Annotated in this window: 17 protein-coding genes; 8 read left to right on the forward strand and 9 right to left on the reverse strand. The window is 71.4% G+C overall.

From position 1 onward, the window contains the following. The first annotated feature begins 82 nt into the window (after positions 1-82). Both ABZU43_RS12870 and ABZU43_RS12875 read left to right on the forward strand, forming a co-directional pair. Complete coding sequence (locus tag ABZU43_RS12870; protein WP_355006690.1) at positions 83-1030, forward strand: LamG-like jellyroll fold domain-containing protein; 948 nt, start codon at positions 83-85, stop codon at positions 1028-1030. A gap of 37 nt (positions 1031-1067) precedes the next feature. Further along, entirely contained in the window at positions 1068-3170 is a 2103-nt protein-coding gene (locus tag ABZU43_RS12875) for a PQQ-dependent sugar dehydrogenase (protein ID WP_355006691.1), read from the forward strand. Between the two features lie 98 nt (positions 3171-3268). Here the strand turns inward: ABZU43_RS12875 and ABZU43_RS12880 are convergent, their stop codons facing one another. From ABZU43_RS12880 to trpB, 3 genes are read right to left on the reverse strand one after another with little or no spacing between them, the layout of a single operon-like run. Then, entirely contained in the window at positions 3269-4000 is a 732-nt protein-coding gene (locus tag ABZU43_RS12880) for a GntR family transcriptional regulator (protein WP_355006692.1), read from the reverse strand. A 56-nt stretch (positions 4001-4056) separates the two neighbouring features. Next, positions 4057-4779 carry a tryptophan synthase subunit alpha gene (gene trpA / locus ABZU43_RS12885; RefSeq protein WP_355006693.1) on the reverse strand — a complete coding sequence of 241 codons (723 nt, stop codon included), beginning with the start codon at positions 4777-4779 and terminating at the stop codon, positions 4057-4059. Further along, positions 4776-5957 (reverse strand): tryptophan synthase subunit beta, encoded by a 1182-nt coding sequence (trpB, locus tag ABZU43_RS12890; protein WP_355006694.1) that lies wholly within the window; start codon positions 5955-5957, stop codon positions 4776-4778. Before trpB ends, trpA begins: the two co-directional genes overlap by 4 nt. Positions 5958-6058: 101 nt before the next feature. Between trpB and ABZU43_RS12895 the strand changes: the two genes are divergently transcribed. Continuing rightward, positions 6059-6529 (forward strand): molybdenum cofactor biosysynthesis protein, encoded by a 471-nt coding sequence (locus tag ABZU43_RS12895; protein ID WP_355006695.1) that lies wholly within the window; start codon positions 6059-6061, stop codon positions 6527-6529. Positions 6530-6544: 15 nt separating this feature from the next. On the opposite strand, the gene ABZU43_RS12900 is transcribed toward ABZU43_RS12895, so the two are convergent. From ABZU43_RS12900 to ABZU43_RS12915, 4 genes are all read right to left on the reverse strand, one after another. Then, on the reverse strand, positions 6545-6922 hold the full coding sequence (locus ABZU43_RS12900; protein ID WP_355006696.1) for a nuclear transport factor 2 family protein: 378 nt from the start codon (positions 6920-6922) through the stop codon (positions 6545-6547). Between the two features lie 105 nt (positions 6923-7027). After that, positions 7028-7447: an ATP-binding protein gene (locus tag ABZU43_RS12905; protein ID WP_355006697.1), complete on the reverse strand. Its 420-nt coding sequence runs from the start codon at positions 7445-7447 to the stop codon at positions 7028-7030. 220 nt (positions 7448-7667) lie between these two features. Further along, entirely contained in the window at positions 7668-7997 is a 330-nt protein-coding gene (locus tag ABZU43_RS12910; protein WP_355006698.1) for an SDR family NAD(P)-dependent oxidoreductase, read from the reverse strand. A gap of 33 nt (positions 7998-8030) precedes the next feature. Further along, the gene (locus ABZU43_RS12915) at positions 8031-8363 is read right to left on the reverse strand and encodes a nuclear transport factor 2 family protein (protein WP_355006699.1); all 333 of its coding nucleotides are present in this window, start codon (positions 8361-8363) and stop codon (positions 8031-8033) included. A gap of 181 nt (positions 8364-8544) precedes the next feature. Between ABZU43_RS12915 and ABZU43_RS12920 the strand changes: the two genes are divergently transcribed. Continuing rightward, positions 8545-8931, forward strand: coding sequence for a DUF2267 domain-containing protein (locus ABZU43_RS12920; RefSeq protein WP_088989254.1), 387 nt, complete (start codon positions 8545-8547; stop codon positions 8929-8931). A gap of 67 nt (positions 8932-8998) precedes the next feature. Continuing rightward, a complete protein-coding gene (locus tag ABZU43_RS12925) occupies positions 8999-9310 on the forward strand; it encodes a hypothetical protein (RefSeq protein WP_355006700.1) in 312 nt (103 codons plus the stop codon). A gap of 74 nt (positions 9311-9384) precedes the next feature. Here ABZU43_RS12925 and ABZU43_RS12930 read toward each other — a convergent pair whose 3' ends face one another. After that, a complete protein-coding gene (locus tag ABZU43_RS12930; protein WP_355006701.1) occupies positions 9385-11790 on the reverse strand; it encodes a ricin-type beta-trefoil lectin domain protein in 2406 nt (801 codons plus the stop codon). Between the two features lie 380 nt (positions 11791-12170). Between ABZU43_RS12930 and ABZU43_RS12935 the strand changes: the two genes are divergently transcribed. Continuing rightward, entirely contained in the window at positions 12171-12689 is a 519-nt protein-coding gene (locus ABZU43_RS12935) for a hypothetical protein (RefSeq protein ID WP_355006702.1), read from the forward strand. Between the two features lie 34 nt (positions 12690-12723). On the opposite strand, the gene ABZU43_RS12940 is transcribed toward ABZU43_RS12935, so the two are convergent. Continuing rightward, a complete protein-coding gene (locus tag ABZU43_RS12940) occupies positions 12724-13587 on the reverse strand; it encodes a copper resistance protein CopC (RefSeq protein ID WP_355006703.1) in 864 nt (287 codons plus the stop codon). A 103-nt stretch (positions 13588-13690) separates the two neighbouring features. Here ABZU43_RS12940 and ABZU43_RS12945 point away from each other — a divergent pair, with 103 nt between their 5' ends. Together ABZU43_RS12945 and ABZU43_RS12950 are read left to right on the forward strand one after the other, a co-directional pair. Then, positions 13691-14167: a hypothetical protein gene (locus ABZU43_RS12945; protein WP_355006704.1), complete on the forward strand. Its 477-nt coding sequence runs from the start codon at positions 13691-13693 to the stop codon at positions 14165-14167. Positions 14168-14172: 5 nt separating this feature from the next. Then, positions 14173-15513 carry a hypothetical protein gene (locus tag ABZU43_RS12950; protein ID WP_355006705.1) on the forward strand — a complete coding sequence of 447 codons (1341 nt, stop codon included), beginning with the start codon at positions 14173-14175 and terminating at the stop codon, positions 15511-15513. Positions 15514-15535 lie beyond the last annotated feature (22 nt).

Below are 15535 nucleotides of genomic sequence, written 5' to 3' on the forward strand. Positions count from 1 at the left end.
GATCGAAGCCTAGGGTACGTAAGCGCTTTCGTAAGCGCTTACGTGACCGGCATCCGTCATGCCGCGAAACGAGGTGACAGCCATGTCCAGGGCCCGACGAGCCGCCGTCTCCCTCCTGGCGATCGGCGCGCTGACCGGTGCCAGCGCGCCACCAGCGCAGGCGGATCGCAGCATCCCCTCCGCCGTCCACCCGGCGCTGCGCGCGCACCTGGTCGCCGCGTACGACTTCGACCACCCGGTGCCCGGCGACCCCGCACTGGAACGCGACCAGGGGCGTTCCGGCACCGAGATCGAGCTGATCAACGGCGGTGCCGCCATGCGGGTGCCGGAGGGCGCCTACCGGGGCAGCCGCAACGCGGTGCAGACCCGGCAGATCGACCCCGCCGTCGCCGGCAACGACGACTGGAAGGCCGGCACCTGGTCGGCCAGCGGGGTGCGGACACTACGTGCCTTCAGCGCCACCGCCGGCACCACGGTCATGGGCTGGTTCAAGCTGAACATGGACCGCCCGCTACCCAACTCGACCACCGCCGACCCGGACGACAGGTACAACGCGATCGGGCTGGCCGGAGTGCTGACCGGCGACTCCGACGGCCACGGCGTTCGCGCGCTGCTGGAGCTGATCGACGTCGACGGGGAGTTGCGTCTCGTCGCGCTCGGCCGGCGGCTCGACGGCGGCAACTCACAGACGTTCGCCGCCACCCGGGACTGGCGTGAGCTGCTGCCCATGGGGGAGTGGGTGCACCTGGCCGCCACCTTCGACTTCGCCACCGGCGCGCTCGCCCTCTACCGCAACGGTGAACCGGTGGACGGCTTCTACACCCGCGCCGACGACCCGTGGCTGGTCTCCGGGCCGGGCCCGCACGTGACCACGGCGTCCGACCCCCGGGGCATCAAGATCGGCGGCAGCTTCCCCCAGGACAACCTGGAACGCAACCCGTGCGACTGCCGGATGGACGGCCTGATGTTCCTCGACAGTGTGGTCTCCGCGAACGACGTACGGAGGCAGTACCGCCACCTTGCCCGCTGACCACCCTCGGCACCGTCCCACCGAGAAGGAGACACGCGTGCGCACCCTGCACCGCCGCGCCGGCGCCGTCCGCCGGCCCACAGTGAGGGCCGGCCTCACCGCCCTCGTGCTGATCCTGTCCACACTGGTCGCCGCCCCCGCGCGAGCCGCCGACGCGGTCGACGACCCGATCCCCGACATGCCGATCCAGTCCCGACTCGGGCTGGTCCTCAGCGAGTACGCCAGCTTCCCGCAGTCGTACCCGACACCGGCGCCGACCGACGCGCGGCTCATGCGTACCGCGCGGATCAACACCATCATGGAGGTGCCCGACGGCTCCGGCCGGCGGGCGGTGCCCGACCTCAACGGCAGCCTCTACCTGGTCGAGGGCGGCGTGCCGCACGTCTACCTGGACGTGGCCGCGACGTTCGCGCCGCGGTTCTTCTCCGGTCGTGGGCTCGGCCAGGGCTTCGGGTACGTCGCGTTCCACCCGGAGTTCGGGGTGAACGGCCGGTTCTACACCATCCACACCGAGTTGGCGTCGACGACGACCGCCACTGCGGACTACGCCCAGCCCAACACGCTCTTCCACGGCGTCATCACCGAGTGGACGGCGACGGATCCCGCCGCTGCCACCTTCGCCGGTACGCACCGGGAGGTGCTGCGCATCGGCTTCGGCGGCCAGGTGCACGGCATCCAGGAGATCAACTTCAACCCCACGGCCAAGCGCCACGACCGCGACTACGGGCTGCTGTACCTGGCCGTCGGCGACGGTGGCCAGGGTGCTCGCAACACCGATCCGCAGAACCTGGCCCTGCCGCACGGCAAGCTGCTCCGGATCGACCCCCGCGGCACCAACTCCGCGAACGGGCGCTACGGCATCCCGGCCGGGAACCCGTTCGTCGGCCGGGCCGGCGCGCTCGGCGAGCTCTACGCGGTGGGTTTCCGGGACCCGCACCGGTTCAGCTGGGACCGGGCGACCGGCCGGATGTACCTCGGGCACATCGGCGAACACGCAGTCGAGGCGATCTACGAAGTCCGTGCCGGGGACAACTTCGGCTGGAGCGAGCGCGAAGGCTCCTTCGTCTTCGACAAGGCGGCCACGAACCCCTGCAACCGGCTGCTCCCGCTGCCCGCCGACGACGACAGCTACGGCTACACCTACCCGGTCGCCGCGTACGACCACGACCCCGCCGCCGGTTGGAACTGCACCGACGACGTCGGTGTCGCGGTGGCCGGCGGCTTCGTCTACCGGGGGCGGGCGCTGCCAGCGCTGCGCGGCAAGTACGTCTTCGGCGACCTGGTCGACGGTCGGGTGCTCTACACCGAGGCCAACGAGATGCGCCGGGGCCGGGAGCTGGCCACGATCCACCAGCTCGCGCTCTTCGACGAGGCGGGCACCCCGGTCCGGATGCGCGACCTGTCCGCACCGGGCGCGCCCGGTGACCCCAACCGGGTCGACCTGCGCTTCGGCACCGACGCCGCCGGTGAGCTCTACGTCGTCGCGAAGGCCAACGGAAAGGTCTGGAAGGTGACCGGCACCCGGGAGTTCGCCAGCGGTGACGTCGGTGACGTCACAGTCCGCCGTACCACCGGAGCCACCAACTGGGCACCGGTGACGCCGGCGAAGTGGCAGTTCACAGGCGACCAGGTCGTCCTGGCCGAGGCCGGGGAGAGCCGGCCGGGCCCGCGCCGGCCCTTCGAGTACGCCGTGCTGACCAACGGACCGGCGTGGTCGTCGGTGCGGGTCGACGCCCAGGTACGACTCGACACCCCGGTGGAGGTCACCAACCGGGACGTGATCATCGTCTTCGGCTGGCGCTCGGACACCGAGTTCTACTACGCCCACCTCTCCACCGACAACACGATCTATCCGCACAACGGCATCTTCAAGGTGGACAACGCCGACCGGGAGCGCATCGACCACCAGTGGAACGGCCGCTCGCGGGGCGCCAACCCGGCGATCACCGACGCCAGGTGGCACCGCGTGCGGGTGGTGCACCTGCCGGCCACCGGCGAGATCGCCGTCTACGTCGACGGGCACCGGGACCCGCTGCTGACCGCGAAGGACACCACCTTCGGCTCGGGGCGGGTCGGCTTCGGCTCGTTCGACAACGTGGGCCGACTGCGCAACCTGACCGTCACCGGCGCGCCGGCCTGAACCGGGTCACGGTGGGGGCGGTGACGACTCACGCCGCCGTCCCCACCGGGCGACCGTCACGCCGTGCGAGATCAACGGCAAGGAGCGCGCCAGGCCGGCTAGACCGCTCCGTAGTGGAGGGACAACCCGGTGGCGGCCCGGTCGGCGGTGATCTGCATCATGCTGCCCAGCATCGTGGCCCGGTCGGTCACCAGGGCCGTCCCGTCGGGCGCGTACGTGATCCGGTCACTGACCAGCACCGGCGCCCCCTCGGCCTCGTCCAGATGCCGGGCCACGTCCGCGTTCAGCACCTCCGGTCGGATGGTCTCCGCCGCCCGGGCCACCACCACCCCCAGGTCGGCCAGGGCCGCGTACAACGAGGTGCCGGTGAAGTCCACGTCGTGCAACCGGCTCGCGTGCGGCTCGCGTACCCAGGAAATCTGATGAATGGCGCGGCGGCCGGCGAACGCGCGGACCCGCTCCAGGCGCAGGCCCGTCTCGGCGTCGCGGACCCGCAGCCGGGCCGCGACGCGCGAGGGCAGGCGGCGCTGCGCGCGGGAGATCACCGTCGTGTGGACCTCGTGGCCCTGCTCGCGCAGGTCGTCGCCGAAGCTCCGCAACGATCCGAGCTGGTACGCGGCATGAGCAGGTGCGACATAGGTGCCCTTGCCCGGCCGCTGGACGATCAGGCCCTCGGCGCTCAGTTCGCGCAGGGCCTGCCGCAGCGTCATCAGGGTGACGCCGTACGCCGTGCTCAGCTCGCGCTGCGCGGGCAACGCCTCACCCGGCACGTAGCGACCGTCGCGGATCTTGGCGGCGAGGTCGGCGGCGATGGCCCGGTAGCGTGCCACTGTTCTGTCTCCCGATGCGTCGACTGTCCGCTCCCGTCATCGACGGCCACCGCCGATCATCGCACGGTAGCCACCTGAGACAACGCGGCCCGCAGCGACGCCACGAAGGCGCCGACCTCGGTGGGACCCGCCCCGTCGAGGATGCGCCGCATGACGGCCGCGCCGACGATGACTCCGTCGGCGACCGCCGCCGCCTCGCCCGCCTGTTCCGGGGTGGAGATGCCGAAGCCCAGCAGCACGGGTAGATCAGTGACCTGCTTGAGCCGGGCGGCCAGAGTGACGGCCGACGGTGCGAGCCGGTCGCGTTCGCCGGTCGTGCCCATGATCGAGATGGCGTACACGAAACCCTGACTGCGTCGGCCGATCTCGGCGAGCCGGTCGTCAGGCGTGGCGGGGGAGGCGAGCAGGCTCACCTGGACGCCCGGCACGTCCAGCCCGGCCAGCTCGTCGAGGGGCAGGTCGGGCACGATCAGCCCGGTCACCCCGGCCGCCGTCAGCGCGTCGCCGAACCCGGGTCGTAGCGCGATGTTGGCGTACGTGCTGGCCACGAGGGGGATGCCTGTCCGCGCCGTGGCGAGGTCTTCCAGGACCGAGGCGGGCGTCGCGCCTCGGGCGAGCGCCGCGTCCGAGGCCTCCTGAATGGTGCGGCCGTCCACCGTCGGGTCGGAGAACGGGAGCCCGACCTCGACCATGTCGGCTCCGGCGTCCTCGAAGGCGTTCAGGTACGCCGTCCAGCCGGGCACGATCCCGCCCGTGATGTAGGGCATCAGTAGCTTCATGCGAGCTCCGCTTCCGCGATCAGGGTGGTGATGTCCTTGTCGCCGCGCCCCGACAGGGTGACGAGCACTGTCGATCCTCGGGGCAGCTCCGGCGTGCCGGCGGCGCGGACGACCCAGGCGAGCGCGTGGGCCGACTCGATGGCGGGCAGCACGCCCTCCGACCGCGCGAGCCGGACCGCGGCCGCGATCGCCTCCCCGTCGGAGGCGGTGACATACCGGGCGCGCCCCAGATCGCGCAGGTACGCGTGCTCGGGGCCGACGCCCGGGTAGTCCAGCCCGGCGGCGATCGAGTGCGCCTCCTTGATCTGCCCGTGTTCGTCCTGAAGGAACAGCGACTGGAAGCCGTGCAGGACGCCGATCTCCCCGTTCGTCGCGCCGGAGCCGCCCTCGGCTTCCACCCCGACGAGCTTCGCCGAGGTCTCGACGAACCCGGCGAACGTGCCCGCCGCGTTGCTGCCCCCGCCGACGCAGGCGACCACGTAGTCAGGGGTGGCAGCGGGCAGCTCGGCAGCGCACTGCCGCCGGGCCTCGTCACCGATGACGCGCTGGAACTCGCGGACCATCATCGGATAGGGGTGTGGACCGATGACGGAGCCCACGCAGTAGTACGCCTCGTCGACGTCTGTCACCCAGTGGCGCATGGCCTCGCTGGTGGCGTCCTTCAGCGTCCGACTGCCGGTGGTCACCGGAACGACCTCGGCACCCAGCAGCCGCATACGGAAGACGTTGTGCGCCTGGCGTTCCACGTCGCGTTCGCCCATGAACACCTTCACCGGTAGGCCCAGCAGGGCGCCGGCCGTCGCCGTCGCGACGCCGTGCATGCCCGCCCCGGTCTCGGCAATCAGACGCGTACGCCCCATGCGTCGGGCCAGCAACGCCTGCCCGAGCACATTGTTGATCTTGTGTGATCCGGTGTGCGTCAGATCTTCCCGCTTGAGCAGCACCGTCACACCGAGTTCGGTCGACAGTCGCACGGCCGGCGTCAGCGGTGTCGGCCGTCCCACGTGGGCCGACAGCAGCGCGGCGAGACTGCCGCGGAACCCGGGGTCGGCCCACGCCTGCGAGAAGGCCTCGGCGATCGCCTCGCAGGCGGGGATCAGAGACTCCGGCACGTACCGCCCGCCGTAACTCCCGTATCGCCCCGGAACGCCTGCCGACCGCACTGTTATAGAACTCATACAACAGTTATAGAACAGCGAAGGTCGCCTGGCAAGAGAGGCGGCACCGCGCATCCGTCGACCTGCCCCGGCGGCCCTGTCCGGTTCGTAGAATTCCTGCCATGCCGGAGATCGTCGAGTTGCTGGCCTCGCCCGTGCACCGCTTCCTGGGCCGGCCCGCCGACGGCCCGGCCCCGGCCCCACCCGGCGAGCTGGTCGACGCCGTCCGGATCCGGGCCGGCCTCGGCATCGTCGGCGACAGGTATTTCGGTCAGCAGGCACACCGCGACGCCAGCGTCACTGTCATCGCCCGGGAGTCGCTGCCGGTCGGCATCGGCCTGACCGAGGTGCGGCGAAACATCCTCACCACAGGGATCGCCGTGGACGAGCTGATCGGCAGAGTGCTGGTGCTGGACTCCGGCGACGGCCCCGTCAGCCTACGGGTCAACCGGGCGGCCCGACCGTGTGCCTGGATGGACGTCACTGTCGGACCGGGGGCGTGGAAAGCGCTGCGCACCACCGGCGGCATCCGCTGCACGCCCCTCAACGACGGCACCCTGCGCCTCGGCGCGATCGACGCCACAGTGAACTGAGGACGCCAGCCTGAGTCAGGCCGGGCTGATGTGTGCGGCCAGGACCCGCCAGCCGTGCGGGTCGTCGTGGACCCACGTCCGGGTGTAGCGCAGCCGCGCGGCGAACGACGTTCCCTCGAGGACGCCGGACACGCGGCCCAGGAAGAACGTCACCCCCGTCGCTCCGACCACGAGCAGGTCCAGCTCCTCCTCCACCAACTCCTCGACGACCGAGCGGCGGTCCCGGTGAGCGGCCAGGTCATCCTGCTTGCTGTGGGTACGCCCGTCCGGGCCGACGGCGATGAGCTGGTCGACCAGCAGCTGATCGAGGGCGGCGACGTCACCGGCCCGTTGGGCGGCCTGCAGGGTGCGCTCGGCGTCGAGCAGCTCGGCCTCGCGTGCGCTGTCCGGCATCGTGGCGTCCTCCCGTTCGGGTCCGACCCGGTGCCACCGTCGGCCCGAGCTGTCCGCATTGTGGCAGTCAACCTGGCTCGGGCGGGTGGGGATCGCCGCCGAGGTTCACAGACTCAGGCGAATCCGTACGACGGTCTCCCCGGGACTGGTGAGCACTGCGACCTCGTCACAGATCTGCTCCACGATCGCCAGCCCGCGACCCCGTACCGAGTCGGTGGCCGGCATGCTTCGGCCGAACGCCCGCGTCGGCCCGTGGTCGACGACGTCGCAGATCAGCTGACCCGGCTCGGCCCAGAGTCGCACCCAGCCACCGCCGGTGGTGTGCTGCAACGTGTTGGTGGCCAACTCGCTGACGGCCAGCGTCAACAGCTCCGCCCCCTCGTCCGACAGGCCACGGGCCAGCGCCCCGGCGCTGACGAACGCGCGCAGCGCCCGTATATCCGTCGCGACCTGATACGCCATGGTGTCCGCGGCGTGGGTGGGGACATTCTGCTCGGCCACGGTCTCCCGTCGCTCGCCCGGCATCAGCCCGCCCGATGCGGCTGCCCGACCAGCGGCACCGCGTTCCGCGCGGGTGTCGTGGGCGTGCGAGCCTCAAAGTGCGCCATCGGGCAGCGGAACCCTTCTCGTAGCTGTTGCCGCCACATCATGTCACTTACCGCCCTCTTGACTGTCTCGTCCGTTCGGCGGTTGATCACCTACGGGCCGGCCTGACCGGCCTCGCCGGTCCGGTAGGGCGGTCGGGTCAGGGTGCCGCGTCGAAGGCTATCGATTCGCTCAACTCCCGCCATCGCGCGTCCGACGCGGCGACATCGGCGTACCCGGCGTTGTTGACCAGGATGTCCAGCTGCCCGAACGTGTCCACCGCGGTGCGGACGGCGGCACGGGCGGCAGCGGGGTCGTTGACGTCGAGGGCCACAGCGCGGACCCGGTCACCGTGCCGGTCGACCAGGTCCGCTAGCTGTGCCGGGTTGCGGGCGGTGGCCACCAGGTGGTCGCCGTCGGCCAGGACGGCCTCGGCGAGGGCTCGGCCGAGGCCCCGCGAGCAGCCGGTGATGAGCCAGACTCGCGGCACGGCATCCTCTCGTGTCAGTGGGCCCACTCGCCGTCAGGGACGGATGTCCAGGGCGCCGATCAGCCCGTCGCGCAGCGTGAACCGGTACCGCAGCTCGATCGGGCTGCCGGGGAAGTCACCGGACACCCGGGTGGCAGCCAGGTACGAGTCGCCCGCCTGCGACGTGACCCGGACCGGCTCCGCGGTGTACGCGTAGGCGTCCATCGTCTTCTGCCGCCAGGCGCGGATCGAGGCCCGTCCGTCGTACAGGCGGTCCTCGTCGGCGACGCTCGCGGTGTCCGCGAAGCAGGCGACGAAAGCGTCCAGATCCCGGTCGTTGACGGCCCGGAAGTACCGGTCGATCACGTCGGGCAGGTCGAGGGCCATCTGCTCCTCCTGCGGCACGGGCCGCCGTCGGGCAGCCGTCGGGTTCCCGGTCCGACCTCACCGTACGAGAAGCCGACGGCACCGCGCGCAGCAACCAGCAGAACCAGCCCCGCTGTGGCTGCCGGGTTTGCTGCCGGTGGGCCCGGGTAGCCACGCGTTTCCGAGAGCGAAGGGCGGGGGCATGGCCGAGCTGGCGTTCGTCGACAAGGTTGCGGCACGGGCGGGTCTCCCGCCGGAGCAGGCACGCCCGCTCACCGAGGCGGTCCTGCGGACCCTCACCGAGCGGCTCAGCGGCGGGGAGGCGGGCGCGTTGGCCCCCCACCTGGCCGACGAGCTGAGCCCACTGCTGGTCAAGGCCGCCGAGCCGCCGGAGACCTTCGGCTACGACGAGTTCCTGAGCCGAGTCGCCGACCGCGCCGGGATCGACCGTCCGGCCGCCGAGCGGGGCACCCGGGCGGTGCTCCAGACGATGCACCGGGTGGTCGGGCACCGGGAGTTCGAGGACGCCCTGGCCCAACTCCCGGCGGACCTGCGGGCACTGGCGCAGCCGCTGCCGCACGGCCCCTGACCGACGCGCGCCTCATGCGTCGGTGACCGTTCGGTCCCTGGCGTGCCGCCACGACACCGGATCTACTGTGCGTTACCGATCGAACGCGCAGTGGCGGTTGCCCCGCGCCCGTCCGCCGGGTCGTCGCCGCTCCGATCCGAGGAGCGTCCCCCTCGGCACGCTCGGTGGCGACTGGAGCCGCGCCACCGCGATCAACGACCGGGGTGAGGTGGTGGGCCAGAGCACCACCACCGCTGCGTGGCACCCGTTCCTCTGGCGCAACGGGTCGATGACAGACCTGACCACCCGGGGCGTGTGGGAGACCGACTCGATCGAGGACATCAACATCAGGGGCCACCTCGTCGGCGCCCGGGGGAACCGGCCGGTGCTGTTCCGCTGAGCGGAGATCTTCGCGCCGGTGGACGGGCGGGGCGCGGCCTGACCCGCCGGTCAGACCGCGCCCCTCGTCCGAGGTCAGCCGGTTACCCCGCTACTGACCACCCACTTCTGGTGTGCGCCGCCCGCGTACGTGCCGAGCTGGATCTGGGTGCGGTCGGCGCTGCTACCGCCGGCGGCCTCCAGGACCTTGCCCGACTGCGGGTTGCGGATCGACCCGTCGGCCTGTGGCTGCCAGACCTGCGCGGCGGTGCCGTTGCAGGTCCAGAGCTGAACCTTCGTGCCGTTGGCGGTGCCGCCGTTGTCCACGTCCAGGCACTTGCCCAGCACCCGGTACGTGTCGCCGACCTTCGTCCACGACTGCGCTGTGGTGCCGTTGCAGGTCCAGAGCTGGATCTTCGTGCCGTCGGCGGTGCCCGCGTTGTCGACGTCCAGGCACTTGCCGCCGACGCCGGTGATGGTGCCGCCGGTCGGCGGCGGGGGACTGCCCGGGATGGAGTTGAGCGTGTACCAGGCCTCGGTGCTCCACAGTGACTGGCCGCTGGTCGAGGTGAACGGGCGCGGGGAACGCAGGTGCACCACCCGGCCGGCCTTGCGGCCGGGCACCGTGAGACTGACCTTCTTGCCGTCCGCCGAGAGGGTCGCCGAGGTGACGGTCAGGGTCTCCTCGTCGATCTTCGGACCGCCGTAGCTCGACGTCGCCACGTACCGCCACTGCTTGAGCTTGTAGCGCGCGGCCAGCTCGGCGGCGGTCGCCGTCGACACCGGCTCGGTGTACTCCACCTCGAAGCCGGTCGTGGTGGCGCGCATCGCGAGCATCTCGAACGTGGTGGCGGTGTTCGGGGTGAGCTTCTGCAGGCCGTACGAGAGCTTGCCGGTCTGGCCCCAGTTGCCGCCCGCGCCGAGCCCGCCGACGTAGATCGCGCCGTCCGGGCCGACGTTGACCTCGGAGACGCCCGCCTCCAGGCCCTGGGTGAGCCGGAACAACGCGCCCTGGTACTCGCCGTTGACCTTCTCCACGTTCGCCCGTTGCAGGCCGCCGTAGGTCACGTCACCGATGACGAACTGGCCGGCGTAGCGACCGCTGGTCAGGTAGAGCGGCGTGCTGGGCGAGTTGGCGATCTCGTTCTGCGGCATCCAGAGCACCGGCTGCGTGACCGGTGCGGTGTCGAACGGACCCGCCGGGGTCGTGAAGTGGTTGAAGAACCGGCCCTGCTTGACGTGCACCAGCTTCGACGAGGGCAGCCAGCCACCCTGGTTGTCGGTGACGAAGATGCCGCCCTCCGGGCCCCAGCCGATGCCGTGTGGCGTACGCAGGCCGCCGGCGACGTAACTGACCGCGCCGGTGTCCTTGTTGACCTTGAGGGTGGTGCCGCGGTTGGTGGCGGGTTGCGGGTTGGTGGTGGCGCCGCCGGAGTTGATCGACACCGACAGGTTCAGATAGAAGAACCCGTCCTGGTAGAGCAGGCCGAACGCGAACTCGTGGAAATTGCCGCCGTACGGCCAGGTGGCGACGGTCTCCAGGCGCTCGGCCGCCTCGTCACCGCCGGTGTTCACCAGCCGGGTCAACCGCTGCTTCTCGGTCACGTAGACCACCCCGTCGACGACCTTGAGCCCCATCGGTTCCTTGAGGCCGCCGGCGATCTTCTTGGTGGTCACGTTTCCCGGGCTCGTCGATCCGCCGGTGTTGCCGAGGATCCAGACCTCGCCGTCCTGGGAGGTGCCGGACTGGTCGCTGCCGCCCCAGGTGCTGATGACCAGTCGGCCGTCGGCCAGCCAGTCCATGCCGGTGACCTTCGGCTGGAAGCCGCTGGGCCGCAGGTTGGTCAGCGTGTAGCCGGGGTGCACGCCGGTGAGCGGCAGGCCGTCACCGGGGGTGTCGGAGACGCCCTCGCACTCCTTGCGTCCGGGTGCGGTCACCCGGACCACACCGGCCTCGGTGCTCAGCGCCGAGTTCGGTACGACAACGAAGGTCGACGAACCGGGCGTCTTCCACTCCAGGGTGATCTGCTGCCCGCCGCCACGCTCGAAGTGGTCGATGCGCAGCGGGTGCAGGCCGGCGGTGAGGGTGACAGTGCCCTCCTTGGGCGGGGTCGCGCCGTGCAGGCCGTCGTGGTTGATCACGACGGCGTTGTCGATCGACAGCTTGGAGCCATCGTCGCTGCTGAGCCGGAAGGTGTAGCTGCCGGCCTGGGCGGTGGTGATGTTGCCGAGCACCTGCGAGACGAAGTTGTCCTCGAAGCCGAAGTCGGCCGCCGAGGTCCAGTTGATGGTGGACATCAGCTTGTCCACGTTCGGGGTCTGGGCGGGCTTGAGGGTGCACAACTCGGACAGCGGCACCTGCACGTCGAAGACGCGCAGCGTGACGCCAGGTTCCTGTGCGGGGGCGGCGTTGGCGGGGGCGGCCCAGAGGCCGGCGGTGAGGACGAGTGCCAGCGCACCCAGGACGGGATGGTGGAGTCGGCGTAGCAGGCGTGTGCCCATCGTTCCTCCAGGAGGCAGTGGAGTGTCCGACGGTCGGCGTGGATCAGCGGTGAGGATGACCGTCGGCCCGGCTCCGTAACGTCCTCGACGCCGACGAGTGACGTTGCGGAAACACCGGGTGGATGGCTCGGAACATTAAGGGGTTTCGATTGGACTGTCCATGGCTTCGCTCCGATGCATCAAAAGTTACCGATGTCCATGCGAAAGTTCGCCATGTTACGCGAAGAATGTCTGGCCGATCGGCCTGCCGCCGGGCAGTCAGCGGTGCCGCCGACGGCCCGCCACTGGCCGTCGACAAAGCGGTCCACGCCCTTCTCCTCCGTTGACGACGAGGCCGGCGATCATCGATGCTCGGACTCGACGGTCACCACGGAGGTGTCATGGCGTTGCTGGAAGTCGCTGTCACGACGCTCGGCGGCGCGCTCTCGGCGACCGTCGGCGTTGTCGTCGGCGGGATGCTCACCCGCAGTGCACAGGACCGACACTGGCTACGGGACCGGCAACTCGTGGCCTACCAGGACCTGCTGCGGGAGTACGCCACGTTCACGATGATCCTGCGGCGCGCGCACCTGGGACGCACGGGGTGGGACTACGACTGGGGGGTGTGGAGCGCCGCGCTGATGTCAGCCAGCCTCGTCGCCCCGAGCGCGGTCACCGCCGAGATCGACGCCTTCGGCCACGCGGTGCAGCGACTCCTGGACGTCGCCACGGGAGTGGACACGACAACCGCGCCGCTGTCGCAGGATCAGTTCGAGCAGGCGATGGTGGCCCCGACCCGGGCGCAACTGGCCCTGGTCAATGCCATGCGCCGATCCGTGGGACGGCACCAGGGGCCGCTGTCGACGTGGTTGGGCGGGGCGGGCGGCCGTCCGGCGCACTGGGAGACGGCTCGGCCCTGACACCCACTGCCACGTGCCGGGCCGGGCCGCCGGCCTACCGCCGTCCGCGCCGGGCCGGGCCGGATCGATCGACGGGATTGCGGGCCGGGGTGGCGGCCTTGCGGCCCGGGGTGCCGCCCTTGCCTGCCGAGCCGGCCGGCCGGCCGCTTCGCGTGGTGGCCCCCGGCATGGCGGGTCGACGGCGGGCCGCCACCAGCACGATCGCGGAGACCACCACGACGATCAGGGCCGGGACCAACCAGGCCGGGAACCCGCCGTCCCCCTGCTCCTTCGCGGCGCCGGCCGGGTCGCCCGTCGCAGCGCCGGTAGGGGCGATCGGGCTGCCGGTGGCCCCGGAACTGGTCGAGCCCTCGCCCTCGGCCTGGGCGAGCAGCGCCGGATCCGGCCCCGCCGTGGGCGCGGACCAGCCGGCCGGGGCCGCAGTGCCTGGGCCCTGGTAGTCGAAGGTCACCTCGCCCCGCACCGCCTCACCGTCCGAGGCGACCGAGAGGTAGCTCGCGGTGTAGCGGCCCTTCGCCGGCCAGTGCGCAACGGTGACCATGGCCGGGAAGCCGGTGTGGTAGAGCCGTGGCTCGAACACGCCGTTGACCATGAAGTACTCGGTGACCGGCTTGTCCAGGCGCTTCGGCTCGCCGTAGGACCACCCGTTGTCCACTCGCGACCCGTCCGGACCGCTGATGGCGAAGTGCGCGTTGGACGCCGGCTTCTCGGTGAAGTACAACGCCAACTGGGTCAGCGGCTCGCGGACGACAGTGCCCTTCAGAGGCGTGGAGGTCGCCAGCTGACCGTGCGCGGACGCCGGGGCGACCGGCAGCAGCAGCGACACCACCAGGGTCGCCGCCAGCGCCGCCACGACACGGCTGAGAGCCTTACGCACAGTGACGAGCTTCGATCGCATTCGTTCATCATGGTCATTTCCCCGGCACCGAACAAGACGTAGAGTTCTCCTCCCCGACGATCAACCCGACACCCGTCCCCCTCGCGTCGTTCGGAGTCCGCCCGTGTTCGTCCGTACCCCCGCTGCCCGGACCGCCGCCGCCCTCGCCGCCGCCACCCTCGGCGCCCTGCTCCTCGCCGGTTGCGGGCAGGACGACGACCCCTCCGTGGCCGCCCCCTCGGCGGCACCCACGTCCGTCGCCCCGTCGAGCGCCACCTCCACCGGGCCGACCCCGACGGCGGCCAGCACCCCCAGCGCTTCCGCCAGCACCGCGGCGGTGGACCAACAGATCACCGTCACGATCGCGAAGAAGCGGGTCGACCCGCCGACCGGACGGGTCACCGTCAGTAAGGGGCAGTCGGTCCGGATCACCGTCACCTCCGACGTCGCCGACGAGCTGCACGTGCACGGCTACGACCTGGGCGCCCGGCTGCCGGCCGGCACGCCCGGCTCGGTGGAGTTCCGCGCCGACAAGACCGGGCTGTTCGAGGTGGAGACGCACGAGTCCGAGCTGGTGCTCTTCCAGCTCGTCGTCCGCTGAACGACATGACGGCCGCTCCCACGCTGCTGGCACACGGCGTCGGTGGTCGTCAGGACCTACCGATCACCCTGCCGCAGCTCGTCGTCGCCGCCGCGCTGACCCTCGTCGTCACGTTCGTGGCGCTGGGCCTGCTCTGGCGCGAACCCCGGCTCGACCGGGACGCCACCGGCGGTCGCCCGGTGCCGCGGTGGCTCGCCCGACTCGTCGACGCGCCTGCATTCCGGTGGGCGCTGCGCGGGCTCGGCCTGCTCGCCGCCGCCTGGTTCTGCCTCGGTCTGCTGGGCGGGCCCGACACCGCTGACAACCCGACCGCCGGCGCGCTCTACGTGCTGCTCTGGGTCGGGCTGGCCCCGCTGTCGCTGCTGCTCGGTCCGATCTGGCGGGCGGTCAACCCGCTGCGCACCGTGCACCTGCTCGCGGCGCTGGCGGCGCGGCGCGACCCCAACCGTGGGCTCCGTGAGCTGCCCGACAGCGTCGGTTGGTGGCCGGCCGCCGCCACAGTGTTCGGGTTCGTCTGGCTGGAACTGGTCGCCCCCGACCGGGCCACCCTGCCGGTCATCACCGCCTGGCTGACCGGGTACGCGGTGGTCCTGCTGGCCGGTGCCGTGCTGTTCGGCGCCGGCTGGTTCGACCACGCCGACCCGTTCGAGGCGTACAGCACAGTGATCGGTCACCTCGCCCCGCTCGGCCGGGCCGCCGACGGCGTGCTGGTCTGGCGTAACCCGCTCGACGGGATCGCCGGCCTGCGACCCCGCCCCGGGCTGGTCGCCGTGGTGATCGTGCTGCTCGGCTCGACCATGTACGACAGCCTCTCCAACGCGCCGGGCTGGTTGCGCTTCAGCCAGGAGAACGGCCTGCACCCGGCGGTCACCGGCAGCGCCGGTCTGAGCCTCGTCATCGCCGCCGTCGCGGTGGCGTACCTCGCCGCGACCGGCGCCGCGGCGCGGATCGGTCGCGCCGCAGCGACCGATGCCCGTCAGGTGCCGGGCGAGATCGCCCACTCCATCGTTCCGATCGCGGTGGGGTACGTGGTGGCGCACTACTACTCGCTGCTGATCCTGGAGGGCCAGCGCACCGTCGCGTTGCTCTCCGACCCCCTGGGCACCGGCGCCAACTGGCTCGGCACCGTCGGCTGGGAGCCGCAGACCGCGCTGATCACGCCCTCCGGGGTGGCGAGCGTCCAGATCACCGTCATCATCCTCGGGCACCTGCTCGGCACGCTGCTCGCCCACGACCGCGCGCTGTACCTGTTCCCCCGGGCCCGGGCGGTGGCCGGCCAACTACCCCTGCTGGCACTGATGGTCGCGTACACCGTCGCCGGTCTGCTGCTGCTCTACGCGGGGTGATCCCACCCGGCTCCGACCCGTG

It is taken from the genome of Micromonospora sp. NPDC005205 (genome assembly GCF_040608275.1).
GTDB lineage: Bacteria > Actinomycetota > Actinomycetes > Mycobacteriales > Micromonosporaceae > Micromonospora.

Coding starts and splice junctions, on each gene's coding strand:
- ABZU43_RS12870 (WP_355006690.1), top strand. CDS start 83: ATGTCCAGGGCCCGACGAGCCGCCGTCTCCCTCCTGGCGATCGGCGCG.
- trpA (WP_355006693.1), bottom strand. CDS start 4,779: ATGAAGCTACTGATGCCCTACATCACGGGCGGGATCGTGCCCGGCTGG.
- trpB (WP_355006694.1), bottom strand. CDS start 5,957: ATGAGTTCTATAACAGTGCGGTCGGCAGGCGTTCCGGGGCGATACGGG.
- ABZU43_RS12895 (WP_355006695.1), top strand. CDS start 6,059: ATGCCGGAGATCGTCGAGTTGCTGGCCTCGCCCGTGCACCGCTTCCTG.
- ABZU43_RS12900 (WP_355006696.1), bottom strand. CDS start 6,922: ATGCCGGACAGCGCACGCGAGGCCGAGCTGCTCGACGCCGAGCGCACC.
- ABZU43_RS12905 (WP_355006697.1), bottom strand. CDS start 7,447: ATGCCGGGCGAGCGACGGGAGACCGTGGCCGAGCAGAATGTCCCCACC.
- ABZU43_RS12915 (WP_355006699.1), bottom strand. CDS start 8,363: ATGGCCCTCGACCTGCCCGACGTGATCGACCGGTACTTCCGGGCCGTC.
- ABZU43_RS12920 (WP_088989254.1), top strand. CDS start 8,545: ATGGCCGAGCTGGCGTTCGTCGACAAGGTTGCGGCACGGGCGGGTCTC.
- ABZU43_RS12930 (WP_355006701.1), bottom strand. CDS start 11,790: ATGGGCACACGCCTGCTACGCCGACTCCACCATCCCGTCCTGGGTGCG.
- ABZU43_RS12935 (WP_355006702.1), top strand. CDS start 12,171: ATGGCGTTGCTGGAAGTCGCTGTCACGACGCTCGGCGGCGCGCTCTCG.
- ABZU43_RS12940 (WP_355006703.1), bottom strand. CDS start 13,587: ATGCGATCGAAGCTCGTCACTGTGCGTAAGGCTCTCAGCCGTGTCGTG.
- ABZU43_RS12950 (WP_355006705.1), top strand. CDS start 14,173: ATGACGGCCGCTCCCACGCTGCTGGCACACGGCGTCGGTGGTCGTCAG.